Annotated in this window: 22 protein-coding genes; 9 read left to right on the top strand and 13 right to left on the bottom strand. The window is 63.2% G+C overall.

Going from position 1 to position 23,873, the window contains the following annotated elements; translation table 11 throughout:
* Positions 1–145 precede the first annotated feature (145 nt).
* Positions 146–3,133, top strand: coding sequence for an Ig-like domain-containing protein (locus OUZ45_RS15225; protein ID WP_266170983.1), 2,988 nt, complete (start codon positions 146–148; stop codon positions 3,131–3,133).
* Positions 3,134–3,449: 316 nt separating this feature from the next.
* Here OUZ45_RS15225 and OUZ45_RS15220 read toward each other — a convergent pair whose 3' ends face one another.
* The 5 genes from OUZ45_RS15220 to dnaG all read right to left on the bottom strand — a co-directional run bounded on the left by OUZ45_RS15220 (position 3,450) and on the right by dnaG (position 8,215).
* Positions 3,450–4,619 carry a serine hydrolase domain-containing protein gene (locus OUZ45_RS15220; protein WP_266170982.1) on the bottom strand — a complete coding sequence of 390 codons (1,170 nt, stop codon included), beginning with the start codon at positions 4,617–4,619 and terminating at the stop codon, positions 3,450–3,452.
* Between the two features lie 87 nt (positions 4,620–4,706).
* Positions 4,707–4,931 (bottom strand): hypothetical protein, encoded by a 225-nt coding sequence (locus tag OUZ45_RS15215; RefSeq protein WP_266170981.1) that lies wholly within the window; start codon positions 4,929–4,931, stop codon positions 4,707–4,709.
* Positions 4,932–5,184: 253 nt separating this feature from the next.
* Entirely contained in the window at positions 5,185–5,646 is a 462-nt protein-coding gene (locus OUZ45_RS15210; protein WP_266170980.1) for a GNAT family N-acetyltransferase, read from the bottom strand.
* A gap of 75 nt (positions 5,647–5,721) precedes the next feature.
* Positions 5,722–6,351 carry a DedA family protein gene (locus OUZ45_RS15205; protein WP_266170979.1) on the bottom strand — a complete coding sequence of 210 codons (630 nt, stop codon included), beginning with the start codon at positions 6,349–6,351 and terminating at the stop codon, positions 5,722–5,724.
* A 124-nt stretch (positions 6,352–6,475) separates the two neighbouring features.
* A complete protein-coding gene (gene dnaG / locus OUZ45_RS15200) occupies positions 6,476–8,215 on the bottom strand; it encodes a DNA primase (RefSeq protein ID WP_266170978.1) in 1,740 nt (579 codons plus the stop codon).
* 80 nt (positions 8,216–8,295) lie between these two features.
* Between dnaG and OUZ45_RS15195 the strand changes: the two genes are divergently transcribed.
* Together OUZ45_RS15195 and OUZ45_RS15190 are read left to right on the top strand one after the other, a co-directional pair.
* Positions 8,296–8,931, top strand: a complete 636-nt coding sequence (locus OUZ45_RS15195) for a GNAT family N-acetyltransferase (RefSeq protein WP_266170977.1) — start codon at positions 8,296–8,298, stop codon at positions 8,929–8,931.
* A gap of 142 nt (positions 8,932–9,073) precedes the next feature.
* A complete protein-coding gene (locus OUZ45_RS15190; protein ID WP_266170976.1) occupies positions 9,074–9,376 on the top strand; it encodes a hypothetical protein in 303 nt (100 codons plus the stop codon).
* A 6-nt stretch (positions 9,377–9,382) separates the two neighbouring features.
* Here the strand turns inward: OUZ45_RS15190 and OUZ45_RS15185 are convergent, their stop codons facing one another.
* A complete protein-coding gene (locus OUZ45_RS15185) occupies positions 9,383–9,829 on the bottom strand; it encodes a GatB/YqeY domain-containing protein (RefSeq protein ID WP_266170975.1) in 447 nt (148 codons plus the stop codon).
* A 165-nt stretch (positions 9,830–9,994) separates the two neighbouring features.
* Entirely contained in the window at positions 9,995–10,210 is a 216-nt protein-coding gene (gene rpsU / locus OUZ45_RS15180; RefSeq protein ID WP_055999514.1) for a 30S ribosomal protein S21, read from the bottom strand.
* Between the two features lie 55 nt (positions 10,211–10,265).
* Between rpsU and tsaD the strand changes: the two genes are divergently transcribed.
* The 4 genes from tsaD (at position 10,266) to OUZ45_RS15160 (ending at position 13,238) form a co-directional block, all read left to right on the top strand.
* Positions 10,266–11,318 (top strand): tRNA (adenosine(37)-N6)-threonylcarbamoyltransferase complex transferase subunit TsaD, encoded by a 1,053-nt coding sequence (tsaD, locus tag OUZ45_RS15175; RefSeq protein ID WP_266170974.1) that lies wholly within the window; start codon positions 10,266–10,268, stop codon positions 11,316–11,318.
* Between the two features lie 133 nt (positions 11,319–11,451).
* Positions 11,452–11,811 (top strand): dihydroneopterin aldolase, encoded by a 360-nt coding sequence (gene folB, locus OUZ45_RS15170; protein WP_266170973.1) that lies wholly within the window; start codon positions 11,452–11,454, stop codon positions 11,809–11,811.
* Entirely contained in the window at positions 11,811–12,293 is a 483-nt protein-coding gene (gene folK, locus OUZ45_RS15165) for a 2-amino-4-hydroxy-6-hydroxymethyldihydropteridine diphosphokinase (RefSeq protein ID WP_266170972.1), read from the top strand. Before folB ends, folK begins: the two co-directional genes overlap by 1 nt.
* 87 nt (positions 12,294–12,380) lie before the next feature.
* Complete coding sequence (locus OUZ45_RS15160) at positions 12,381–13,238, top strand: DUF6159 family protein (RefSeq protein ID WP_266170971.1); 858 nt, start codon at positions 12,381–12,383, stop codon at positions 13,236–13,238.
* A gap of 50 nt (positions 13,239–13,288) precedes the next feature.
* On the opposite strand, the gene OUZ45_RS15155 is transcribed toward OUZ45_RS15160, so the two are convergent.
* The gene (locus OUZ45_RS15155) at positions 13,289–14,035 is read right to left on the bottom strand and encodes a pteridine reductase (RefSeq protein WP_266170970.1); all 747 of its coding nucleotides are present in this window, start codon (positions 14,033–14,035) and stop codon (positions 13,289–13,291) included.
* Positions 14,036–14,118: 83 nt separating this feature from the next.
* Positions 14,119–14,880 (bottom strand): hypothetical protein, encoded by a 762-nt coding sequence (locus OUZ45_RS15150; RefSeq protein WP_266170969.1) that lies wholly within the window; start codon positions 14,878–14,880, stop codon positions 14,119–14,121.
* Positions 14,881–15,094: 214 nt separating this feature from the next.
* Here OUZ45_RS15150 and OUZ45_RS15145 point away from each other — a divergent pair, with 214 nt between their 5' ends.
* Positions 15,095–17,290 (top strand): TonB-dependent receptor, encoded by a 2,196-nt coding sequence (locus OUZ45_RS15145; RefSeq protein ID WP_266170968.1) that lies wholly within the window; start codon positions 15,095–15,097, stop codon positions 17,288–17,290.
* A 150-nt stretch (positions 17,291–17,440) separates the two neighbouring features.
* Positions 17,441–18,646 carry a class I SAM-dependent methyltransferase gene (locus OUZ45_RS15140; protein ID WP_266170967.1) on the top strand — a complete coding sequence of 402 codons (1,206 nt, stop codon included), beginning with the start codon at positions 17,441–17,443 and terminating at the stop codon, positions 18,644–18,646.
* Positions 18,647–18,884: 238 nt separating this feature from the next.
* Here OUZ45_RS15140 and OUZ45_RS15135 read toward each other — a convergent pair whose 3' ends face one another.
* The 4 genes from OUZ45_RS15135 to OUZ45_RS15120 form a co-directional block, all read right to left on the bottom strand.
* Positions 18,885–20,054, bottom strand: a complete 1,170-nt coding sequence (locus OUZ45_RS15135) for an acyltransferase family protein (protein WP_266170966.1) — start codon at positions 20,052–20,054, stop codon at positions 18,885–18,887.
* A gap of 246 nt (positions 20,055–20,300) precedes the next feature.
* Complete coding sequence (locus OUZ45_RS15130) at positions 20,301–20,453, bottom strand: glycosyltransferase (RefSeq protein ID WP_266170965.1); 153 nt, start codon at positions 20,451–20,453, stop codon at positions 20,301–20,303.
* 117 nt (positions 20,454–20,570) lie between these two features.
* Entirely contained in the window at positions 20,571–22,562 is a 1,992-nt protein-coding gene (locus tag OUZ45_RS15125; protein WP_266170964.1) for an LTA synthase family protein, read from the bottom strand.
* Positions 22,563–22,638: 76 nt separating this feature from the next.
* Entirely contained in the window at positions 22,639–23,868 is a 1,230-nt protein-coding gene (locus tag OUZ45_RS15120; RefSeq protein WP_266170963.1) for a multifunctional CCA addition/repair protein, read from the bottom strand.
* Between the last annotated feature and the right edge of the window lie 5 nt (positions 23,869–23,873).

The raw sequence follows: 23,873 nt of genomic DNA, 5'->3' as shown, positions 1-23,873 counted from the left end.
CGACGATGAAGAAAGAGTCAACGCGATCACCGTGTTCAAAAGTGTGTGCGCTGTCACGCGCAAGGACGCGCGTCGACATCTCGTTGTCAACTCGGTCTGCATGATGGTCCCCGGGGAGTCCACAACTTAAAGTGGGGATACATCAATGGAGTTGAAGACGATAGTTGCCGGCAGCCTGATGGCTGCGGGTGTATTCGTATTTGCTCCGGTTATGGCGGGGACCATGCCGGATCACGAGGAATTCGAAGCTGCGCTGCATGTGCCGTTCAATGCAGCCGCTGCACGTCCTATCACCTTGCAGTTCTCTTATCCGGGCGCCGGACCGGGCACGCCGGTGGCGTGGCAGGTCGATGTTCTGAACCGCAGCGGCGCCGTATTGCGCAGCTGGCAGGGCCAGGGCGCGATCAATGCGGGTCGCGCGCAGGCCAACATCGCATGGGATGGCCGTGACCGTACCGGCCAATCGCTGGCCGCCGGCTACTACACCGTGCGCATGCGCGCCATCGCGGTGGACAACGACGTGGCCGCACGCATCGGCACCGGCCTCGCACAGAACGCACTGCAGCTGGCACGCACCCGTGCGCCGCAGGCGATCGAAGAGCAACTGTACGACGTGAAGTTCGGCACCGTGGCCGCGCCGCATATGCCTAGCTTCACCGCACTGCATCACACCAGCAAAACGACGGGCGCCGTGCTCAACCAGTCGGTACCGGTCGGCGGCCTGCCGTACACCATCTTCTACGGCAACCTGCACAGCCAGACCAACCACAGCGACGGCGGTGGTGTGCTCTCCACGTGTGTCGGTGCACAGAACCCGCAGAGCGGTGCCTACGGCCCGGCGGATGCCTACCAGTACGCCTTGAACGAAGGCTTGGACATCCTGATGACGTCCGAGCACAACCACATGTACGACGGCTCGACCGGCACCAACCCCTCGGCCAACCCGGCCACCGCGCACAACCTGTACCAGTCAGGGTTGCAGGCGGCCAGCACGTTCAACAGTGCGCATAGCAACTTCCTCGCCGTCTACGGCCTGGAGTGGGGTGTGATCAGCAATGGCGGTCACCTCAACATCTTCAACACGCCCAGCTTGCTCGAGTGGGAGTACAACAGTTCGGGTCAGTTGATTGGCGACATCTTCACCGCCAAGAGCGATTACGGCACGCTCTACACGCTGATGAACACCAACGGCTGGGTCGGCCAGTTCAATCATCCTGCCAGCAGTGGCCAGTTCAATGTCGGCGGTACCGATCTCGCCTACACCGCCGATGGCGATCAAGTGATGGCGCTGGCTGAAGTGCTCAACAGTTCGGCGTTCTCCAGCAACACCACCGAGACCGAGACCAGCCGCACCAGCTACGAGCCGGCCTACAACATCCTGCTCGAACGCGGCTATCACGTGGCGCCCACCTCCGACCAGGACAACCACTGCGCCAACTGGGGCGCCAGCTACACCAACCGCACCGGTGTGCTGATCCCCAACGGCACCGCGCTGAGCCTGAGCAGCTTCCTCGATGCACTGCGCGCGCGCCGCGTGTTCGCCACCGAGGACAAGACCGGCCAGATCGTGCTCACCGCCAACGGCAACCTGATGGGCCAGCGCTTCAACAACAGCGGCGCGCTGACCCTTACGGTGAACTACGCCAGCAGCGCAGGCCACACCGCGCAACGCGTGCAGGTATTCGAAGGCGTGCCGGGCAGCAACGGCACGGTGACGGAAACCTCGCAAACCGCCACCACCACCATCACCCCGGCCAATGGCGATCACTTCTATTACGCCAAGATCACGCAGGAAGACGGCAATCAGCTGTGGTCCGCGCCGGTGTGGGTCACCGAAGGTCCTGGTGGCGGCAACCCGCCGTCGGTCAGTGCGTCGGAGAGCGGTACGTCCGGCAGCATCACGTTGTCGGCCAACGCCACTGATCCCACCGGCATCACCAAGGTGGAGTTCTACGTCGACAACGTACTCAAGTCGACGCTCACCGCTTCGCCGTACCAGACCCCGCTGGACTCCACCACGCTGAGCAACGGGAGCCACACGCTGATCGCCAAGGCTTATGACCCGGCGAATAACGTCGGCACCAGCAGCGCGGTGAGCTTCAATATCTCCAACACCACAGGCGGTACGCCGACGGTGAGCGCGTCGGAAACCGGCACCTCCGGCACCATCACGCTGTCGGCGAACGCGACCGACCCCACCGGCATCACCAAGGTGGAGTTCTACGTCGACAACGTACTCAAGTCGACACTCACCGCTTCGCCGTACCAGACCACGCTGGACTCCACCACGCTGAGCAATGGCAGCCACACGCTGATCGCCAAGGCTTATGACCCGGCGAATAACGTTGGCACCAGCAGCGCGGTGAGCTTCAACATCTCCAACACCACAGGCGGCACCCCGACGGTGAGCGCGTCGGAAAGCGGCACCTCCGGCACCATCACGCTGTCGGCGAACGCGACCGACCCCACCGGCATCACCAAGGTGGAGTTCTACGTTGACAGCGCGCTGAGCGGCACCGTGACTGCGGCGCCGTACCAGATGTCGCTGGATTCCACCAAGCTAGCCAATGGCACGCACAGCCTGATCGCCAAGGCCTACGACCCAGCGAATAACGTGGGCACCAGCAGCACGGTGAGCTTCAGCGTTTCCAACAGTACGGGTGGTGGCGGTACCGAGCTGATTCAGAACAATAGCTTTGAGAGCGGCATCCCGCCGTGGACGCAGACCACCGGCGTGATCAGCAACGACGCCAGCGAACCGGCCCATACCGGCAGCTGGAAAGCCTGGCTGGATGGCTACGGCACCACTCATACGGACTATGTGCGCCAGAAGATCACCATCCCGGCAACCGCCACTAAGGCCACGCTGGACTTCTTCATGCACATCGACACCGCCGAAACCACAACCACCACCGCGTACGACAAGCTCAGCGCGCAGGTGATCAACCCGGCGGGCCAGTACGTCACGCTGCAGACCTGGTCCAACCTCGACGCCGCCAGCGGCTACGTCGAACACACCGTCGATCTGTCGGCCTATATCGGTCAGACCATCCAGATCAATTTCTACGGCACCGAAAACGCCACCAACCAGACCTCGTTCGTGATCGACGACGTCAGTGTGAAAGCGCAATAAGCCATCAAGACGGGAGGCCCATGTGGCCTCCCGTTTTGCTGTAGACAGTTCATGGGTGTTGCAGGTGAGTTGGCTTTCAGTGGCTCTCACGAACCGTCTGCGTTACCTCACGGATCACCACGGGATCGTCCAGAATTTTGTGTTTCTGATTTGGAATGACGATCGAAGCCAGAAGGCTAGCTGCCTTCGCGCTTCTCCACATGGTCACGCGCATACATTGGCAACGCGATGGAATCAATCGCGCCCGAGAAGGCAGTGACTTCCGTGGCCTTGTCCATCTGATGGAGCGTCTGCAGGTTTGCCGAGCGTCAGGCGCTCAGGATTCCGGACTCAGCTCGTACTTGCCCAACGTGATCCAGATGTTCGCAAATTCGCGAGCCACGTCCTGACGGTCGCCGTCGCTGATGTTGGTGATCAGGATGCGACCGGCACCGCTGATCGGATTGAACGACATCTGCGCGGTGACGCCGGCGTCGCCACCGGTATGGCCGAGTTCGCCACGTTCCGATCGCTGCCAGAACAGGGCTTGATCGAGGCCATCACCAGGACGTACGCCTTTGGGTCGCTGTGCTTTCGACCATTGCGGCGAGAACATGCTGCGAAACGAACTGGCGGACAGCAGGCCGGGCTGACCCTGATAGCCGCGGATCATGGCGGAAAGAAATTTCCCGAGATCCTTGCAGGAGGTATAGAGGCCGCTACCGGGGTAGGCCGGGAAAGCGTAAGGCGCGATCGCCGCTTTGCTCTTGTCATAAAGCGTCGCCATCGATCCATGGGCATCGCCTGGGAACCAACCCGTCGCGTCCATGTTCAGCGGCCGGAAAATGTGCTCTTGCGTGTACAGCCGATAGGGTGTGCCTGCCTTCGTCTCTATAGCCAGTGCGGCCAACGCGGATCCGAACTGGCTGTACTTGTAGGTGGTACCAGGGCGAGCCTTGCTGAAATTCGCCTTGTCGTAGTTAGCGCCCTTGGGGTCGAGGTAAGACTTTAGCGAGGCCTTGATGTCGAAAGCGGGGGCGCCTTTGACATAGCTTTGGCTATAGAAAGGTTCGCGATCGACGATGCTGGATGTGTGCGTCGCCAATTGACGAAGCGTGATCGGAGTCGAGGGCGCGCCTGGATTCCTGACGGCGAACGGCAATGCGGTATCGACGTCCGCGTCCAGCGCGAGCGACCCGTTCTCCACCATCTGCATCAGCGACACCGCGATCAGGGTTTTGCTGATCGAAGCCACAGGCTGGACGGTATCGGCCGTATACGGGCGCTTCTGCGCGATATCCGCATAGCCGAACCCTTGCGCATATCGCACGCCACCGGCGTCCACCACGGCCACGCAGAAGCCGGGCAGTACGGACTTGGCCTGCATGGACTGGAGTGCGCGACCAAGGGTGGGCGGGGCTTGCTCGGTTCGGGCCGTGGCTTGCATCGGCAGGCCGATGAAAAGGCTGAGCCAGGCGGATAAAGCAAAATAGGTGGACTTGCCCATACGTGATTCCTTTACGTTCTTTGAGTGGCAGCGCGGCTGTTGATGACGATCAAAGCCTCTGCGCTTTGCCTTGAGATGGCAGCGGTGCTACAGCCGCGGATTCTGTTTCGTTGTGCCATCTTTCAGTGACACTGCGATTCTCGCGTTGCCCTGGTCGAGCACAGTGCCATCGGGAAGCATCCAGCCGTGCATGATGTTGGGCCGATCAAGCTGCAGGAAGGGCGTGCCGAGCATGTCGGCAGAAGAAATTTGCGTAGCGAGCGGTAGCGTAGGCCGAACGCAAAGAAAGAAGGCGGCGGTGATGCGTCGCATGAAATGTGTCACGTCCTTGTACACGATGAAGACATAGTTTGGCGTCGGCGCTTTTGGCTGGCTAGTGCTGGTGCGTTGCCCGAAATGCTTGGGAGGCCGTGTTGGTGCGCGCGATGCGCTCCGCGTCGATGGGATGGCTGGACAGATAACACGGGCCCTGCAGGAGCTTTGGGAAGTGGCTCATCCGGCGATGCGCTCGCACGTTCTTGTGTCGCTTGGGCGCCTTATCGGTGTGGACGTGCAGCTCAACGCATCAGAGCAGCTTGCGATACACGATGAAGCCTGACTTCTCCGCCACCTTGTCGTACAGCTGCATCGCCGTGGCGTTGGTTTCGTGGGTCTGCCAATAGACCCGAGGAGAGCCGGCGCGTTTTGCGGACTCGTAGACTGCGTTGATCAGTGCGCGCGCGATGCCCTTGCCACGGGCGGCTTCCGTGGTGAACAGGTCTTGCAGGTAGCAGCTGAGGCCGATCTGCGTAGTGCTTCGATGGAACAGGAAGTGCACGAGGCCAAGCAGTTGGCCGTTACTCTCAGCGACCAGTGCATGCACCGGTTCGTTGTCGTCGAAGAAGCGCGCCCAGGTGGTTTGCGTGATCTCTTCCGGCAACGCGGTTTGCTCCTTCCTGCCGTAGAACGCGTTGTAGCCATCCCATAGCGGCTTCCAGGCAGTGAAGTCTTCTTTGGCTACCGGCCGTACAACGATCTGTTCGCTCATCGGTGCGCTCCGCTTATGCTTCAAGTTCGATTTCGAGACTGTCACGCAGCAACACCGTCTGGGTGTGTAGCGAGATCAGGAATCCGAAGCCTCGCACTGGGCGGTGCGCCGCCTGTGCCGCCACCACAACACCAGTAATGCCAATAGCACGATGCCGCCGAGCACCCACAGGCTGCTCTGGCCGCGGCGTATCCACATCACTAGCCATTCGTGGTTGTTGGCGCCGAAGTAGCCCAGGTATACCCAGATGGGAACGCTGATCAGTGCGGCGAGACCATCGAGCAGGAAGAAGCGCAGGAAGGACACGCGGTGGGTGGTGCCGGCGGTGATGTACACGGCGGTGCGCATGCCGGGCAGGAAGCGGGCGAAGAACATCATGCGATTGCCGTAGCGCTCGAATTTCTCCTGCACTTTGGCGTAGCGCTCGGGGGTGAGCACGCGCGCGACCACGCGCCATTGCAGGATGCGAGCGCCGTAATGGTGGCCCAGCAGAAACATGCCCGCGTCGCCCAGCAGCACGCCCACCATGGATACGGCGAACATCACGTGCACGTTGCCGTAACCCAGGCCGGTGATCACGCCACCGGCGACCAAGGTGATGTCCTCGGGCAACGGCGCGCCGGCACCGCACAGCATCAGTGCGATGAAGACGGCGGCGTAGCCGTTCTCGGCAAACAGCGTGATCAATCGTTCAAGCAGGTCCATCTACATCCTTGCCTGTCGTGCCCGGCCCACCGGTGAAAACAGTGGGCGATGATCCCACAGGCCGGCGACTTCATGTGCGCTGGGCCGTGGGGGCGGAGCGACCAAGGATAACCGCATGGGGGGATTAGCTCGATGCAACCGGCGGTTGCACTCGGGCCGCCAACAGTTCGCGCAGTTCGGCCTTCTCGGCACTGTCCAGCGTGCCTTCGCGGCTCTTGGCAGTGAGCATGTCGCGCCGTTGGGTGATCGCTTGCTGCTCCATGCGCTGCAGTGCATCGAAGAACTCGATGCGTTGGATGGCAGGTTCGCCCACTACAGTGGCAGCCATCAATTTTTGCAGTGCGGGATATTCCGGCCGTTCGGCGTAGTGCTCCACCAGCATCGCCGGATTGATGCCGGGACGCGAACGCGCCATGTCGATCAGTTCGGCCAGCAGATCGATGCCGGGCTTGTCCAGGCGCAGGAAGCGGTAGGGGCGCTCCACCTGTTCGGCCATGCCGGGTTGGGCCAGCAGCAGGGCGATGGCACTGCGTACCAGGCTGCGTTGCACGGCGACCGGGCGTTGTGCGGGGCGTCGTGCGGCGGCATCGGGCTCCAGCACGGCGCGGGCGCCGGTGCGCTTCTCCAGTTCCTGCGCCATCAGATCGCGGAAGGCGCCGTCGGGCAGCTTGGCGATCAGTGGGCGGGCGCGCTCGGCCAGGCGTGCGCGGCCGTCGAGGCTGCCGGTGTCCACGTCGTGCGAGAGCTCGCCGAAGAAGTATTCCGACAGCGGTGTCGCGTTCTTCAGGCGCTGCTCGAAGCCGCTTTTGCCTTCCTTGCGGATCAGTGTGTCCGGATCTTCGCCGTCGGGCAGGAAGAGGAAATAAGCCTGGCGCCCGTCGCGCAAACGAGGCAAAGCGGATTCCAGCGCCTTCCACGCGGCGGCGCGACCGGCGCGATCGCCGTCGAAGCAGAACACCACATCGGGCGCCGCGCGGAACAGCACTTCGGTGTGCTCGGGCGTGGTGGCCGTGCCCAGCGTGGCCACCGCAATGGGCAGGCCGGCCTGATGCATGGCGATCACATCCATGTAGCCCTCGACCACCACGATGCGGCTCAGGCTGGCGTTGGCCTGCTTCACCTGCCACAGCGCGAACAGTTCGCGGCCCTTGTGGAACAGGGGAGTCTCGGGCGAGTTGAGGTATTTGGGCGACTGCTCGGAGCTCAATACCCTTCCGCCGAACGCGATGACACGGCCGCGGCGGTCCAGGATCGGAAACATCAGCCGCTCGCGGAAGCGGTCGTATTTGCTGCCGCGCTCGTTGCTGGCGACCATGCCGGCTTCGTTGAGCAGCTGCATGCGGCGCGGTTCATTGGCGCCCAGCGCCTTCATCACGCCGTCGTAGCCGGCCGGCGCCCAGCCGATGCGGAAACGCGCGATGGTCTCGGCGTCCAGGCCGCGCTTCTTGCAGTACGCCTGCGCCTCGGCGCTACGCGGCAGCTCACCTTCGTACCAGTGTGCCGCTGCGTCCAGCAGGCTGTAGAGGTCGGTTTTATCTTCACGCGGGGCGTTGTCGCGGCCGCCCTCGTGGGGCACTTTAAGGCCGACTGACTGCGCCAATTCTTCCACGGCGTCCGGGAATTCCAGGCGGTCGTAGTCCATCAGGAATTTAATGGCGCTGCCGTGCGCGCCGCAGCCGAAGCAATGAAAGAACTGTTTGGTGGGACTGACGTAGAACGACGGCGTGCGCTCGTTGTGGAACGGGCAGCAGGCCGTCCATTCGCGCCCGGCTTTCTTCAACGGCACACGCCGCTCGATCACGTCGACAATGTCGACGCGGGCAAGCAGGTCGTCGATGAAGCTGTCGGGGATGCGTCCGCGCATAAGTGTCTTAGTTTACCGGGGGTGGCCCACGCTGCGGGGACTCGCTTTATGCTGATCTGGATACTTGGGAGGGATGAGTCATGTCGGCAAGTGCGCGGGTTCGCTTTCGTTCGGCCACGGCGGAGGATGTCGAACGGGCGGTGCCGTTGATGCACAGCTCAGGGCCGCCTGCATTCGATTACGTATTTTCGTTGCCGGGACGGGAGGGCGCCCAGGCTTTCCTGCGGTATGCCTTTGTCGACGGTGCGGGTGAGTTTGGCTGGCGCAACCACCGCGTGGGCGTACTCAACGGCCGAGTGGTAGCGGTAGGGGCTGGTTTTGGCGCGGAAACGCATTGGTCGTTCACGCTGGCGGCAGCGCGGCAGATCCTTGGGTATTACGGGCTGCGACATGCCGCTGGCGTTATCGCGCGCGGCTTGCGGGTGGAGTCGGTGATTCCGCCACCGTCTGGCGATATGCATTACCTGGCGCACCTGGGTGTGGCGCCCGAGCTGCGCGGCCAGGGTATCGGACGCGCGTTGATCGATCATCTGGTGTCTGAGGCGGGCCGGCTGGGGCGGCGGCGCATGGTGCTGGACGTGGCGACCAGCAATCCGCGCGCCGAGGCGCTTTATGCGCGCTATGGCTTCGGCGTCACCGGCGAGCGCACCTCCGCGCTGGCGAACGCGCAAGGCAGCGTTCCCGGACATCGCCGCATGGAGTGGCGCGCCCCGTAAGAGCGCACCCTGTGCGCGATGAGGCGTGTGGATGGGTGTTGTCTCCGCCAGGTCGCCCACAGGGTGGGCTCCTACCGAGTACTGGCGCCCTGGTAACGCGAGGCGCAGTAAGCTCGCACCACTGGGTTGAAGGAGAAGGACGATGCTGCTGACAGCGATGTTGATGCGCTCGCAGCGCGCCATCGTGGGCCGCTTCGAGCAGGCTGGCATTACCCGTGCGGAGGATGCGCGAACCGCCGAGGAGCTGGGATTGAAGCCGGGCCTGGCCTGGCACCAGCTGGTCGGGCATGTCGTGCTGCGCTGTCCTGGTGAGGGGCGCTATTACCTGGATCTGGCGAATTGGGAACGCTTGCGCCGGCGGCTGCACCGCAACGCCTGGATGATAGGCGTTGCGGTCGTCGTGCTGTTGGCGCTGCTGCTCTGGCTGCGCGCAGCAGCGGCCTGAGAGCGCTCAGCCGGCCAGAAGCGCCTTGATGCGGCCGGAAACGACGGCCATGTCGGCGCGGCCGGCAGCCCTTTCCTTCACGGCGGCAACCACTTTGCCCATGTCGCGGGCGGAGGTGGCGCCGGTGTCGGCGATGGCGGCCGTGATGATGGCGTCAATTTCCGCGTCGCTGAGTTTGGCGGGCAGGTAGGTTTCGATCACCACCATTTCGGCGCGCTCGACCTCGGCCAGGTCCTCGCGCTTGGCGGCCTCGTACTGGCTGATCGAATCGCGGCGCTGCTTGAGCATCTTCTCCAGCACGGCCAAGACCTGGGTGTCGTCCAGTTCGATCCGTTCGTCCACTTCGCGCTGCTTGACGGCGGCCAGCATCAGGCGGATCACGCCCAGGCGGTGTTTGTCGCCACCGCGCATGGCGGTCTTCATGTCTTCAGTGAGCTGCAGCTTGAGAGTCATGACTTATCCTCGGGAACGCACAAAGCCGGCGTTGCTCAAGGCAACGCCGGCCAGTGTAAGGTCAATAAGACAGCGGCGGCGGATTAACGCGCCAGCTGTCGGGCAACCCGGGTCGTGGCGCCGTAGCGCCTGCGACCAGCCGTCCGCACAGGGCGGACGACGGACTCAGTACATCCGGGTCTTGCGCGAGACGTCGCGCGAGAGACGACGCAGGTGACGCTTCACCGCGGCAGCGCGCTTGCGCTTACGCTCCTGGGTCGGCTTTTCATAGAACTCGCGCTTGCGGGTCTCGGCAAGGACGCCGGCCTTTTCGCAGGTGCGCTTGAACCGACGCAGGGCAAGCTCGAACGGCTCGTTCTCGCGAACTTTTACGCTGGGCATGGAAACTCCGAGTGGTAAACTTGCCCGTCGAATCGGGCGAGCCGCGAAGTATAGCGTGGACACGAAGCAATTTTCAAAGCCCGTGCTGGGCATCGAGACATCCTGCGACGAAACCGGCGTGGCTCTGCTGCGCTGGGAGCCCGCTGCACCGGGTCGTGGCCTGCTTTCACATACGCTCTACAGCCAGATCAAGCTGCATGCCGATTACGGTGGCGTGGTGCCCGAACTGGCCAGTCGCGACCACGTACGCAAACTGCTGCCGCTGGTGCGCGAGGCGTTGGCCGAGGCCGGCTTGACCCCCCAGGACTTGGGTGGCGTAGCTTACACGGCCGGCCCCGGTTTGGTCGGGGCGCTGCTGGTGGGTGCTTCGGCGGCGCGCGCCATGGCCTGGGCGCTGGGCATACCGGCCATCGGCGTGCATCACATGGAAGGCCACTTGTTGGCGCCCTTGCTGGAGGAAGACCCGCCGGAGCCGCCCTTTGTGGCCCTGCTGGTGTCCGGCGGCCATTCCATGCTGGTCGAGGTGAAGGGCATTGGACGGTATCGCATCCTCGGCGACACCCTGGACGACGCGGCCGGCGAAGCCTTCGACAAGACCGCCAAGATGATGGGCCTGCCGTATCCCGGCGGTCCGGCGCTGGCGGAGCTGGCGCAGCAGGGGCGTGCCGGTGCCTTTCGTTTCTCCCGGCCGATGACCGACCGGCCGGGACTGGATTTCAGTTTTTCCGGTCTGAAGACTCAGGTGCTGCTGGCCTGGCAGCAGTCCGACCACACCGATCAGACCCGTGCCGACATCGCCCGCGGCTTCGAAGAGGCCATCGTCGACACGCTCGCCATCAAGTGCCGTCGCGCATTGCACGCCACTGGCGCCAAACGCCTGGTGATAGCCGGCGGCGTCGGAGCCAACAAGCGGTTGCGCGAGGACCTGGCGGAAGCTGGGTCGAAGGAAGGCTTCCGCGTGTATTTCCCGAGGTTGGCGTTCTGCACCGACAACGGCGCGATGATCGCCTTGGCTGGCGCCATCCGCCTGGCCAGCGGCCAGCATCAGGATGAAACCGTGCAGGTGTTTCCGCGCTGGGATCTGGAAAGCCTGCCGGCCGTCGTCTAGGAGCGCACCCTGTGCGCGATAGGTGCTCTAAGTAGTTCCGACAGCGAGGGCATCCTGCCCCTTTCGCGCACAGGGTGCGCTCCTACAACAAATGTCGCTTGCATCGGCGCGGTTTCTTGCCGACCCTAATCGCATGGATATCGTTTTCATCGAAGACCTGCGCATCGACACTGTCATCGGCATCTACGACTGGGAGCGGCGCGTGCGCCAGACCCTGTCGTTCGATATCGAGATGGCGTTCGACAACACCCGCCCTGCGGCCACCGACGACATCGCCGACACGCTCAACTACAAAGAAGTCTCCAAGCGCCTGATCGACTACGTGAGCGCTTCCAGCTTCGGCCTGGTGGAGACATTGGCCGAGCGTTGCGCGGCGATCATCCGCGAGGAGTTCGGCGTGAGCTGGGTGCGGCTGAAACTTTCCAAGCCCGGCGCGGTGCGCGGTTCCAAGGCCGTGGGCGTGCGCATCGAACGCGGTCAGCGACCCGACTGATGGCGCGTGCCTATCTGAGCCTCGGCTCCAATGTCGAGCCGCAGCGTTATCTGCATGCCGCCTTGGACGAGTTGCGCACACGCTTTGGCGCGTTGGATGTGTCGCCCGCTTATCGCAGCAAGTCGGTGGGTTTCGATGGGCCGGATTTCGTCAACCTGGCGGTGGGGTTGGATACCGACCTCTCGCCCGAAGCGTTGAATGAATGGCTGCATGCATTGGAGGACCGCCATGGCCGTCGCCGCGACGTGCCGCGTTATTCCGATCGCACGCTCGACGTCGACATCGTGCTCTACGACGACCTGGTGCGGCAGGGCGAGGGGCATCTGGAGATTCCGCGCAAGGAACTGAAGCACGCCTTCGTGTTGCGTCCTATCGCTGATATCGCGCCGGAGTTGCGCCATCCGGTGAGCGGTAAGCGCATGGCGGCGTTATGGGCGGCTTTTCCGGCGGACAGCGAGCCGCTCTTCCTCGAGCCTTTATAGCGTTCAGACGGGTGAGGCTCCCCACTATCGCCCGTCACGCGCGAGTGATAGAACACGCACCTCATCACCAAGGAACGAGGTAGGGGTATGGCGGGCAAATTCGCGCGCAGTTGGAATCTGATGAAAGCGAGCGCAGCGGTGCTGCGTTCCGACAAGTCGTTATTGATGTTCCCGTTGCTGTCGGGTCTGTGCTGCCTGTTGGTGGCGGCGAGCTTCTTGATCCCGATCGGCTTGGCTGCGATGGGAGCGGAGCACGCGGGAGTCAGTGAGCGGGGGCTTTCCGTGGGTGCCTATGCGGCATTGTTCGTGTTTTATCTGGTGCAGTACTTCGTGATCTTCTTCTTCAACACCGCGCTGGCCGGTGCCGCATTGATGCGCCTGCGTGGCGAACCGACCAGCTTCGCGGCCGGTTTCGACATCGCCAAGTCGCGTGTGGTCAGCATCTTCGGCTATGCGCTGATCGCCGCCACGGTGGGTCTGGTGCTGCGAGCGCTGCAAGAACGGCTGGGATTTATCGGTCGACTAGTGGTCGGGATGCTCGGTCTGGCCTGGACGGTGGCCACGTTCCTGGTGGTGCCGGTGCTGGCCAGCCAGGACATTGGCCCGGTGGATGCCGTGAAGCGCAGCGTGGAACTGCTCAAGCAGACCTGGGGCGAGAACCTGATCGGCAACGCCGGCATCGGCGTGGTGTTCGGCCTGGTGATGTTCATCGCGGCGCTGGTGTCGGCCGCGTTGATCTTCGGTGCGGTGAGCACCCAGTCGGCCGTTGCCATCGTCGCGGCGTTCGCGGTGGTGATCGTTGGGCTGACCTTGCTCGGCCTGATCCAGGCTAGCTTGCAAGGCATCTACGCGGCGGCGCTGTATCAGTACGCGGAAGAAGGCATGGTCGGCGGCGGTTTCGATCAGGCCGTGCTGGAGCAGGCGTTTCGGCCCAAGCAGAAGTAAGCGGCTCGAAGCATTCAAGCCATCGAGGGCGGCAGCGATGCCGCCCTTTTTTATACCGACAACGAACGCCCGCCATCGATGCGGATGATCTGCCCGGTCACGAACGGCGCATCGCGTAGCAGCCACAGCACCGCACCGGCAACATCGTGCGGCGAGCCGGCGCGTTGCAGCGGCGTGCGGGCGAGCATGGCCTGTTGATCGTCATAGGGCTTGCCGTCGCTGGGCCACATCACCGCGCCGGGTGCTACGCCGTTGACGCGAATGTCCGGGCCGAGATCGAGCGCCAGTGAGCGCGTCATCGCCGCCAGCGCAGCCTTTGCCATGCAGTACACCGGATGTTCGGCGAGGGGCCGTTCCGCATAGATATCGACCAGGTTGACGATGGCGCCCTGCGTGTCGCGTAGCGCCGGCACGGCGGCCTGGGCGAGAAAAAAAGGTGCCTGCGCGTTGGAGGCGAACAGTTCGTTCCATTGTGCGGAAGTGGCCGTGCCGACCGGCGTGGGATAGAACGCGGAGGCGTTGTTGATCAAGGCGTCCAGGCGGCCGAACTGCGCCACGGTGGTGTCGATCAAGGCCGGGAGAGCATCGAGGTCGGCGAGTTCCGCCTGCAGTACCAGCGTGCTGCAGGCGCGGCGTTCTTCCAGTTCAGAAGCCAGCGTACTGGCCTCGGTCACCGAGCGCCGGCAGTGCAGGGCAAGGTCGTAGCCCGCCGCGTGCAGCGTCCGTGCGATCTCGGCCCCCACCCGTTTGCCGGCGCCGGTGATCAGCGCGACCGGACGTTCCTGGTGTGGGTTCATGCGCGGCTCCTGCGTGCGTCGGCGTGGCTCGCAGCTTGCCGCAAAGCGCCCGGGCCGTCATCCCGCGAGCGCGGGTCGCAGCGCTATTCGGGCGGTTGCTTGCGGTCGATGGTCTTGCGCGCGATGCGGCTGACGGCACGCGCTGCACCGCTGACGGCCTTGTCAGTGACCTTGTCCGTCGTACGTCGCACGACACCGGGTTTGGCATGGGTCCATGGCGTGGCCGGCTCGGCAGCGCCTTCCGTCTCGAAGTCGCTGCCGAACATGGCGATCGCCGTACTCGCAACTTGTCCGGTGTCGTAATAGGCATAGGCGCCGACGCCGAGTGCACCCACCACCGGGAGCCAGCGCGACAGCCCCTTGCCGACCGTGCGCTGGGTGACCTTCACGCCGATGCGCTTGGCGATACGTTCGGCCACGGCATAGGACATGCGCCGAAACAGCAGGCGATCGCCCATGCGTACCACCAGGTCGCGAAACGCCTGTGCGGCCGTGTGGCGAAACAGGCACCACAGCATCTGTTCGCGTCCCAGTGCGGTGTGCTTGCCGTAGGCGGCGGCGATGTCGCTGACCATCTGTGCCTGGATCTTCCAGATGGCGATGAGCTCGGGCAGCACGGTGAGCCAACCCAAGGGGCCGGGCGGCAGCGCGAGCGACCCGGCGGTGAGCGCGGCACGTTGCGCGGCGCGATTGGCCAGCTTGCGCGCCTCGGCTTCGGGATCGTGGCTGGTGTCCACTTTGCTGCCGGGAATCTGGCTGACGAAATCCAGGATCGCCTTGGTGATGCGGCTGTGCTCGTCCGCGACGATCACGGCGGGAAGCTGCTTGCTGCTGCTCTCGGTCATGCGGGGGCTCCTTGCGCGTGCGGGCAGTCTAGATGGCTTTCATGAAGACATCGCGAACCCGGCGTTCGTTGAGGCAGGAGATCCCCGGGTCGTTGCCTGCGCAGGATATTGCGGTAACGGATGTGACTTCTGGGGCAGGTATTGGGGTGGATTCAATGGCAATGTTATAACGTATCGAAAACAGCGCCCCCTCCACCTCTTTCCCGAGCTCCTGATGAAGCCCACTTTGCTTGCCTTCAGTCTTGCTGCCGCACTGGCCGCCGTATCCGTTCACGCCGCAGAACCCACCACGCAAACCGTGGACGCCGCCAATCCTCCCGCGAAGGTCGACACTGGGTCGGATGCCGCGGACGGCGCGACGCGCAACAAGCCGGGCAACAAGGTGCAGCAGCTGAGTGCGATCGACGTGACGGCGGCGCTGGATCAGTCGCGCAATGCGCTCTCTCCCGATACGGGCAGCAGCCAGTACGTGATCGACCAGAAGGCCATCCAGGCCCTGCCGCTGGGCGACGCCACGCCGTTGAACCAGGTGCTCCTGCAGGCGCCAGGCGTGGTGCAGGACTCGTACGGCGGGCTGCACGTACGCGGCGATCACGCGAACCTGCAGTACCGCATCAATGGCGTGATCATCCCCGAATCGATTTCCGGCTTCGGTCAGACCCTCGATGCGCGCACCATCAAGAATATGAAACTGCTCGATGGTGCGCTGCCGGCACAGTACGGCCTGCGTACCGCGGCGGTGGTGGATATCACCACCAAGAGCGGGCATGACCTCGGCAACGGCGGCAGTGCCGGCATCACCGGCGGCTCGTTTGGCACCATCAATCCCAATGCGTCGGTATGGGGCAGCAGCGATCGCTGGAGCTGGTTCGTCACTGGCAACTATCTGGAAAGCGATGTCGGCATCGAGAACCCCGCCTCAAGCCGCAAGCCGGTTCACGATCGCACGAATCAGGTGAAGGGATTTGGCGACGTCTCCTATCTGATCGACAACGACACACGCATAAGCTTCCTGTTCGGCGCCACCAACAATCGCTTTCAGATTCCGAACAACCCGGGCCAGACGCCGCAGTTCGGTTATCTGGATCAGACCACGTTCGACTCGGCTAGGCTCAACGAACGCCAGCGCGAGACCACTCGCTTTGGCGTCCTTGCACTGCAGGGCAAATTCGGCCGCACCGACTACCAGGTATCGCTGGGTCAGCGTTACAGCAGCGTGGGCTTCACCCCCGACGACATCGGCGATCTGATGTTCAGAGGCGTGGCGTCCGATATCCATCGCAACAACCGCGCCAGCACCCTGCAGGCGGATTTCTCCACACCGATGGGCGACAACCACACGCTGCGTTATGGCTTGTACGGCTCGTTCGAGCACGGCCATACCAACAACGATTCGTTGGTATTTCCGGCCAACGCCGACGGCAGCCAGGCCAGCACCACGCCCATCGACATCGTCGATAGCAGCCGCCTGATCGCGCGCACCTGGTCGGCGTACGTGCAGGACGAGTGGAGCATCGGTGAGAAGTGGACCGTTAACTACGGCCTGCGTGGCGACCGCTATCAGCTGTTTCGCACCGAAAGCCAGCTGAGCCCGCGCCTGGGCCTGATCTATCAGGCCAGCGACAGCACCACGCTGCACGCCGGCTACGCGCGGTACTTCACGCCACCAGCCACCGAGGTGATCGATAGCCGCAACATCGCCAAGTTCGACGGCACCACCAATGCCTTGCCGAGCGGCGCCAACACCACGCCGTTGGCGGAGCGCTCGGATTACTTCGACGCCGGCATCTCGCAGCAGTTCGGCAAGACGTTGACGCTGGGCCTCGACGCCTACTACCGCAAGGTCAAGCGCCTGCAGGACGAGGGGCAGTTCGGTTCGGCGTTGATCTATTCCAACTTCAACTACGCGGACGGTCGCGTGCGCGGCGTGGAGTTCACGGCGAATTACGACAGCGGGCCACTCTCGGCCTACTTCAACCTGACCTATAGCCGTGCCATGGGTCGCCGCATCATCACTGGTCAGTACAACTTCGGGCCGGAAGAGCTGGACTACATCGCTAATCACTACATCCATCTCGATCACGACCAGAAGTACTCTTCGTCCGGTGGCGTCAGCTATGCCATCGACGATGCCACCAAGGTGGGCGCGGACTACCTGTTCGGCACGGGCTTGCGTAAATCGGCCAGCGGCATCCCCAATGGCGGCCATGTGCCGGCTTACTTCCAGCTCAACCTCAACGTGTCGCACGACTTCAACTTCGATGGCTTCGGCAAGCTGCACACGCAGTTGGCGTTGATCAACGCGTTTGACCGCACTTACCAGCTTCGTGACGGTACCGGGGTGGGTGTCGGCGCTCCGCAGTTCGGGCCGCGTCGCGGTTTGTACTTGAGCGTGCAGAAGGAGTTCTGACCGCGCTCCTCCATCTCCCCCGTGCACAAATTGGTGCACGGGGGAGAGGGCTGGGGTGAGGGGGCTCGCGATAGTGCTAAACGCGGCTGCCCCGTGGCTTTTGGCGGCACGAGTCAGGCACCCACCTAGGCATCGGCTATCCTTGCGCCGATGAACCCGAGCACTTCCTCCCGACTTCCCGTCCCCGGCGCCGACGAGCGCGAACACTCCGACCGGCTGCTGCAACGGCTGCGCGAGGAGATCGCTTCGCACGGCCCCATGCCGTTCTCGCAATACATGGAGCGCTGCCTCTATGCGCCCGGCCTTGGCTACTACAGCGCGGGTGCGACCAAGTTCGGCGAGGCGGGCGATTTCGTTACGGCACCGGAACTGGGCGAACTGTTCGCGCGCTGCGTCGCACGAACCGTGCAGCCCGTACTGGAAATGCTGGGCGACGATGCTGATTTCCTCGAACTGGGCGGCGGCAGCGGCGCCTTCGCCGAGGCGGCGCTACTGGCGCTGCATGCCGAAGGCAGCGTACCTCGCCACTATCTGATCCTGGAGCCCAGCGCAGACCTGCGCGAGCGCCAGCGCGAACGCCTCGCCACCGCCTTGTCGCCCGAGCTGTTCGCGCGCGTGCAATGGCTGGATCGTCCGCCCGAGCAGGATTGGCGCGGCGTGCTATTCGCCAACGAGGTGATCGACGCACTGCCCACCACGCGCTTCGCGATGCGCGACGGCGAGGTGTACGAAGAGTATGTGGCGCTCGATGGCGAAGGGCGCCTGATGCGCGTCGACCGCCCGGCTGACGCGTTGGTCGCCGGTGCAGTGCGGCACGTTGAGCGCGATCTCGAAACCGAGTTCGCCAACGGCTACCGTTCGGAGATCCTGCCGCAGCTGCCGTACTGGATGCAGGCCATCGCGGCTTCGCTCACCGCCGGCATCATGCTCTTCATCGACTACGGTTACGTGCGCCGTGAGTTCTACCAACCCGACCGCACCGACGGCACGCTGATGGCGCACTACCGCCACCATGCGCACAATGATCCGCTCTATCTACCCGGTCTCAACGACCTCACGGCGTCAGTAGATTTCACTGCGCTTGCCGAGGCCGGCAACCAGGCCGGCTTTGGCGTGGCGGCCTATCTGCCGCAAGCCCATTTCCTGATCGCCGCCGGTTTGCAGCAGGCGTTCGAAAGTGCCTATGAAGAGGCCAGCGATGAAGCGGCGCGCTATCGTCTGGCCCAACAGGTGAAGCGACTCACTTTGCCGGAGCAGATGGGCGAGCGCTTCCAGGCCATGCTGTTCGCCCGCGGTATGGACGTGGTGCCGCTGCCGGCCGAGATGCTGGCGGCCGATCAGGGGGCGAGGCTCTGAGGTTTGAAAGCTTTTATCGGCTCCGGGCCGGGCTGCAGCGTCCGAGCACAAACCTGGCGCCTTTAGGCGTGGACATTATCGAGCTGGCGCGTGGGTAGAGACGGGCCCGACTGCCTTTGACCATATCCGGCGATTGGTGGACCGCATCGGCGCCTGCGTCTCCAACGCTAAACACCAGTCTCGCTAGGTTGAATGATGCGGTGCCTTGTGTGCGAAAGCAGGGAGAGAGGTAGTGGAGTCACCCAGCTTCCTCGGCTTCGGTGACGCTACTGACGCTTTTCCCACTTCGCTGCATCGTAGACTTCAACCGCAAATAAACCTCACGCGGAAGCGATTTGAGAGAGAGCATCGGCTTTTCGATGACGTGCCAGGAGAACACGGCTAGGAGAAGAGCAAGTGGCCAGGCGATTAGCGCGTTCGCTAAGGAAGAGATGCCGGGGATTTGGTGAGCCACCGCTTGTTGAACGGGGAATCCCCAAAGGTATAGACCATACGAATAGTCCCCGAAACGGTTGAGGGCATACAACGGTGTGTTGTAAGCAAACGCGAATACGAAGCTGGCCAACGCGGCCGCCATTGCAAATGGGTAAAGGCCACTGTCACGCAAGAGCCAGGCCAAGGCTCCGGTCAGCAATGCGATGGGCCAGCCGACATATACCCACTGCCGATTGACGAAACAGAAGGCGCCCAAGGCGAAGTAGGCCGCGAGCTGGACGAAGGCCGGCAGCGGAATCAGTGGAATAGTGGCGGGTCTGTGCAGGCCCCATGCAAACAACGCCACAATCAAAATGTTTGCTAGGTACTTGCGCGCCAGAATTCCTAACACCCCGGCGATCGCAACCCATAAATACATTCGGACCTCGGCCGGCAACGTCCAGATCGACCCGTTGACCGCGCTGTGTACCTGACCCCCGGTAAACACACCAGGAAGGTTGTAGACGATACCTATCCCAAGCTCAATATTTTTCGTGACGTAGTGCATGACCTGGTGGTCGCGCAGATAGTCGCGGAGCGGGAGTTCAGTGAAGATTGCCCCGAGCAAAAATGCCGAGCCCAGCAAGCAGAATGCGTAGGCGGGGTAGATTCTCAGAAGGCGCGCCCATAAAAAGCTGGGCAAATGACGGCGGCGAAGATAGCTGCCGGTAATCATAAAGCCACTTATGACGAAGAACACGTTAACTGCCAAGGCGCCCGAATAGATGCCCCACCCGAGCCAAGTGAACAGGTCAGGCCGACCATCTCCACTAATCGCCTCACCATGCCCATAGATGACCATACTGGCGGCGAGCAAGCGAAGTAACAGGAAGTTGTCCTGATCTTGGCTCAACGCATCGGTGAGTGTTCTTACTCGGAACAGATCCCTCAAGCTTGCATTTGCGCTCGCGCAGAGCACCCGTCGCAGCGTCATTCTTATCCTTTAAAGTACTGAATCGACTAATATTTAGTGATTTCGCTGGGCACTTGTACATGCCCCTCGGCTCAACCCCTACAGGTGATAGCCAAGAAACGATTTTCGCGGATATTGCTGGTCATCGAGGACGCGATTGGGATTTTGATCAGTGCTCAAGCCTCCCACGGATGTGGAGCGCACGGCTCCTACGCGGCCGTAGCGCCCACCAGGTGCATTTCTTGAGTCATTCGTGGCGCCGGCGGCTCACGCCGCTTCGACAGTGGAATTGTTGTCGTAGACGTAGACGCGCGCCTGCGGCAGCGCGGCGGCAAAGTCGCGCACGACGATGGGAATGGCGACGGCTTCATTGAAACAAGGAATCAATACCGCAACACGCGGCATCCATGTCTGGCTCATGGTGGGCCCGATCCAAACTGTCCGTGGAGATGGTTGGCCGCCCGATGGGCTGCCGCTGCGGGGTTGCAGCGGCGCCATCATAAACGAGCAGCGGTGCGCTCGTGTTGCTGAGGATTGCTACTGTGCCGGACTGGCCTCGCCAGCGGCAGCGGCTGGCCGCACCGGCGTGCTGTCCTCTTTGCGCCGCCCCAGTTGCTGATTTTTATACAGGTGCGCGGCCACCTGGTAATAGGCCGTCGCCTGGTCCACCAGCTGCTGGTCGATCGGCTTCACTGGCGTGCCATCGCCGGTTTCGAAGTCCGGGCGCATCTGTTCAAGGCGGCGCTGCGGTTCGAGCACAGTAAGTATGTCGCCGTGCAGGTAACCAAGCTTCTCGTAGGTAGCGGGGAAGGCGCGTTCGCGGCCGGGTTCGAGCTGGAACAGGTCGTAGCCGAAGAAGCGGCTGCGGTAGCTGAAGTTCATCAGGCCCAACAGGGTTGGCACGATATCGGGCTGGCCCATCAGGCGATGCACGCGCTGCGGCTGGATGTGCTTGGGCGCATAGATCCACAGCGGGATGTGGTAGCGGTTGATCGGCACGCTGGTGCGGCCGGCGCTAGAGGCGCAGTGGTCGGCAGTGATGACGAAGATGGTGTCGTCGAAGTACGGCTTGCTGCGCGCGCGCTTGATGAAGTCGGCGATGGACCAGTCGGTGTAAGCCACGGCCGCTTCGCGCGTGCCGTTCTTCTGCGGCACGCGATCGGCCGGCACGGTGAACGGGCGGTGGTTGGAGGTGGTCATCACATGCAGGAAGAACGGCTTGCCTTCCGCGTGGATGCTGTCCATCTGGCGCAGCGCGAGCGTGTACAGATCTTCGTCGGCCACACCCCACACGTTCTCGTGGTGGATCGGCTCGCTCTTGGCGATGTCGTTGCGATCCACCGTGCGATAGCCGTTATGGCTGAAGTAGTAGTTCATGTTGTCGAAGTAGCCGTAGCCACCGTAGACAAAGTCCGACTGGTAGCCGCGGTCGTTGAACACGCTGGCTACCGAGAACAGGTTTTCGTTGTTGTGCGCCTTTACCAGCGAGTCGCCAGGGGTCGGCGGAATCGACAGCGACAGCGCTTCCAGGCCGCGCACGGTGCGCGTGCCGTTGGCGTAGAGGTTGTCGAAGAACAGGCTCTGGTCGACCAGCGCATCGAGGTTGGGCGTGATGTTGCGGGTGTCGCCGAAGGTTTGCATGAAATCGGCAGAGAGGCTTTCCACGCTGATCAGCACCACGTTGAGGTGCTTCTCCGGCCTGGCGTGGCGGATTTCGCGAGTGAGATCGCGTGGATCGTCGCTGACGTAGGTGGCCTCTTGTGTCTTGAGCATCGTGCGCACGTCGCGGAAGGCCTGTTCCTCCGGCAGCATGGTGTAGAAGCGCGAGTAGTCGAGGTGGCTGCTGCGGAAGGCGGCGAAGAATTCGTAGATGCCGTTGCCCGACAGTTCGTTGACGAAGTTATTGTCGGTGCGGTCCTTCAGCGTGCCCTTGAATGCAAAGGCGGTGAGCACGGTCAGCATCAGCCAGGTCAGCACGACCTTGCCGCGCTGCAGGAAGCGGCTGCCGCTGTCCTGCGTGCGCAGGCCGCGACGGCCGATCGCCAGCACCGCCAGCACCGCCAGCGCGAGCAGGCTCAGCCATTGGCCAAGCGGATAGGACTCACGGATATTGCCGATCACTTCGGTGGTGTAAACGAGGTAATCCACGGCGATGAAGTTGAAGCGGGTGCCGAATTCATTCCAGAACACCAGCTCCGATACCGCCACGAACATCAGCCCGTAGAGCAACACCGCGCCCAGCGCGTAGAGCACCCATTGCCCCGTACGCGACACATAGGCGCGCTGCGGCATCAGCCACAGGAACAGCACCAGCGGCCAGGCCACGTAGATGAAAGTGATCAGGTCGTAGCCCAGCCCCACGCCAAAGGCATAAAGCCAGTACAGCGGGTTGTGCGGCACGCCGCCGCCGGACATGCCTAGCAGGACGATGCGGGTGAGGGCGCCGAGCACGACATAAGCGATGCCTAGCCACCACAGGGGGCGAAAGCGTTGACGCAGTGGTGACGTGGAACGGGCAGTGGAAAACATGGGCGACTCCGGGCGCAAGTTCATGAAAACGCCCGACTTCGGTGACAGGCAGCATTCTCTTATACAACGGATCGCCCTATGAGGCGACGCGTTTCACCGCCTCGATGGCCGTTGTGCGGGCCTTTTCCATGGCCGCGCCCACGTCCGGCCCCTGCAATCCCTGGGCGATGAAGGCGCTCGCTCCGACGTCCGCCGCCGCTGCCCGTGCTGCGCGCAGATAGCCGGCCTGAGGATAGGCATCGTCCTCATGCCCCAGGCGGCCGCGCTTGTCCGCTTCGCAGGCGGCGAGGAAGATTTCCAGCCGTTCGGGACGACGCAGCGCATCCAGGGCGATCAACAGGCGCAGCACCGTCGCCGGCTTCAGCTCGAAAGCGCGATGCGCGTTGAGATGTTCGCGGCAGACCTGTTCAGCCAGCGCGGCATGCTCGGTGGGCACGCGCAGCCGGGCCGCCAGCTGGCGCAGCGGCGCCACGCCGGCGTGCTCGTGGCCGACGTGCCGAGGCAGCACGTCGGCTGGTGTCAGGGCCTTGCCGAGGTCGTGAGTGAGCGCGCAGAAGCCGACCAGATCGTTGCCCGGTGCGATGCGCGCAGCCGCGTCCAGCACCATCTCCATATGAATGCCGGTGTCGACCTCTGGGTGAAACTCGGCGCGTTGCGGTACGCCGTACAGCGCGTCGATTTCCGGAAACAACACGGCCAGTGCGCCGCTGTCGCGCAACACACGCAGGAAGGCAGAGGGGCGCGGCTCGGTGAGCGCCTTTCGTGTTTCCTGCCACACGCGTTCCGGCACCAGATGATCCACTTCGCCGTTGCGCACCATCTGCTGCATCAGCGCCATGGTTTCGTCGGCGACCATGAAGCCGAGCGGCGCGAAACGCGCGGCGAAGCGCGCCACGCGCAGCAGTCGTACCGGGTCTTCGACGAAAGCTGGCGAGACGTGCCGCAGCACGCGCTGTTCGAGATCGCGCACGCCATTGAATGGGTCGACCAAGGCGCCGTGTTCGTCTTCAGCGATGGCGTTGATGGTGAGGTCGCGTCGCGCCAGGTCTTCTTCCAGTGTTACCGAGGGATCGGCCTGGAAAGCGAAGCCGTGATAGCCGCGACCGGTTTTGCGCTCGGTGCGCGCCAAGGCATATTCCTCGCCGGTCTGCGGGTGCAGGAAGACGGGGAAGTCCTTGCCTACCGGTTTATAGCCGAGGGCGAGCAGGTGGTCGGGCGTGGCGTTGACGACGACGTGGTCGTGATCGACGACGGGGCGATGAAGCAGTTTGTCGCGGACGGCGCCGCCGACGAGGTAGATGCGCATGCGGG

Source organism: Dyella subtropica, from assembly GCF_026283965.1.
Taxonomy (GTDB): Bacteria; Pseudomonadota; Gammaproteobacteria; order Xanthomonadales; family Rhodanobacteraceae; genus Dyella_D; species Dyella_D subtropica.
Note: the sequence above shows the minus strand (reverse complement) of the source record. Positions and strands in the feature narration are given on the sequence as shown.

Excerpts from the sequence above, each read along its gene's own strand:
- OUZ45_RS15155 (WP_266170970.1), bottom strand. The coding sequence starts at position 14,035 with ATGAACCCACACCAGGAACGTCCGGTCGCGCTGATCACCGGCGCCGGC.
- OUZ45_RS15130 (WP_266170965.1), bottom strand. The coding sequence starts at position 20,453 with ATGAGCCAGACATGGATGCCGCGTGTTGCGGTATTGATTCCTTGTTTC.
- folB (WP_266170973.1), top strand. The coding sequence starts at position 11,452 with ATGGATATCGTTTTCATCGAAGACCTGCGCATCGACACTGTCATCGGC.
- OUZ45_RS15215 (WP_266170981.1), bottom strand. The coding sequence starts at position 4,931 with ATGCGACGCATCACCGCCGCCTTCTTTCTTTGCGTTCGGCCTACGCTA.
- OUZ45_RS15190 (WP_266170976.1), top strand. The coding sequence starts at position 9,074 with ATGCTGCTGACAGCGATGTTGATGCGCTCGCAGCGCGCCATCGTGGGC.
- OUZ45_RS15225 (WP_266170983.1), top strand. The coding sequence starts at position 146 with ATGGAGTTGAAGACGATAGTTGCCGGCAGCCTGATGGCTGCGGGTGTA.
- OUZ45_RS15150 (WP_266170969.1), bottom strand. The coding sequence starts at position 14,880 with ATGACCGAGAGCAGCAGCAAGCAGCTTCCCGCCGTGATCGTCGCGGAC.
- folK (WP_266170972.1), top strand. The coding sequence starts at position 11,811 with ATGGCGCGTGCCTATCTGAGCCTCGGCTCCAATGTCGAGCCGCAGCGT.
- OUZ45_RS15145 (WP_266170968.1), top strand. The coding sequence starts at position 15,095 with ATGAAGCCCACTTTGCTTGCCTTCAGTCTTGCTGCCGCACTGGCCGCC.
- OUZ45_RS15185 (WP_266170975.1), bottom strand. The coding sequence starts at position 9,829 with ATGACTCTCAAGCTGCAGCTCACTGAAGACATGAAGACCGCCATGCGC.
- OUZ45_RS15210 (WP_266170980.1), bottom strand. The coding sequence starts at position 5,646 with ATGAGCGAACAGATCGTTGTACGGCCGGTAGCCAAAGAAGACTTCACT.
- OUZ45_RS15205 (WP_266170979.1), bottom strand. The coding sequence starts at position 6,351 with ATGGACCTGCTTGAACGATTGATCACGCTGTTTGCCGAGAACGGCTAC.
- dnaG (WP_266170978.1), bottom strand. The coding sequence starts at position 8,215 with ATGCGCGGACGCATCCCCGACAGCTTCATCGACGACCTGCTTGCCCGC.
- OUZ45_RS15135 (WP_266170966.1), bottom strand. The coding sequence starts at position 20,054 with ATGACGCTGCGACGGGTGCTCTGCGCGAGCGCAAATGCAAGCTTGAGG.
- OUZ45_RS15125 (WP_266170964.1), bottom strand. The coding sequence starts at position 22,562 with ATGTTTTCCACTGCCCGTTCCACGTCACCACTGCGTCAACGCTTTCGC.
- OUZ45_RS15195 (WP_266170977.1), top strand. The coding sequence starts at position 8,296 with ATGTCGGCAAGTGCGCGGGTTCGCTTTCGTTCGGCCACGGCGGAGGAT.
- OUZ45_RS15220 (WP_266170982.1), bottom strand. The coding sequence starts at position 4,619 with ATGGGCAAGTCCACCTATTTTGCTTTATCCGCCTGGCTCAGCCTTTTC.
- OUZ45_RS15120 (WP_266170963.1), bottom strand. The coding sequence starts at position 23,868 with ATGCGCATCTACCTCGTCGGCGGCGCCGTCCGCGACAAACTGCTTCAT.
- rpsU (WP_055999514.1), bottom strand. The coding sequence starts at position 10,210 with ATGCCCAGCGTAAAAGTTCGCGAGAACGAGCCGTTCGAGCTTGCCCTG.
- OUZ45_RS15140 (WP_266170967.1), top strand. The coding sequence starts at position 17,441 with ATGAACCCGAGCACTTCCTCCCGACTTCCCGTCCCCGGCGCCGACGAG.
- OUZ45_RS15160 (WP_266170971.1), top strand. The coding sequence starts at position 12,381 with ATGGCGGGCAAATTCGCGCGCAGTTGGAATCTGATGAAAGCGAGCGCA.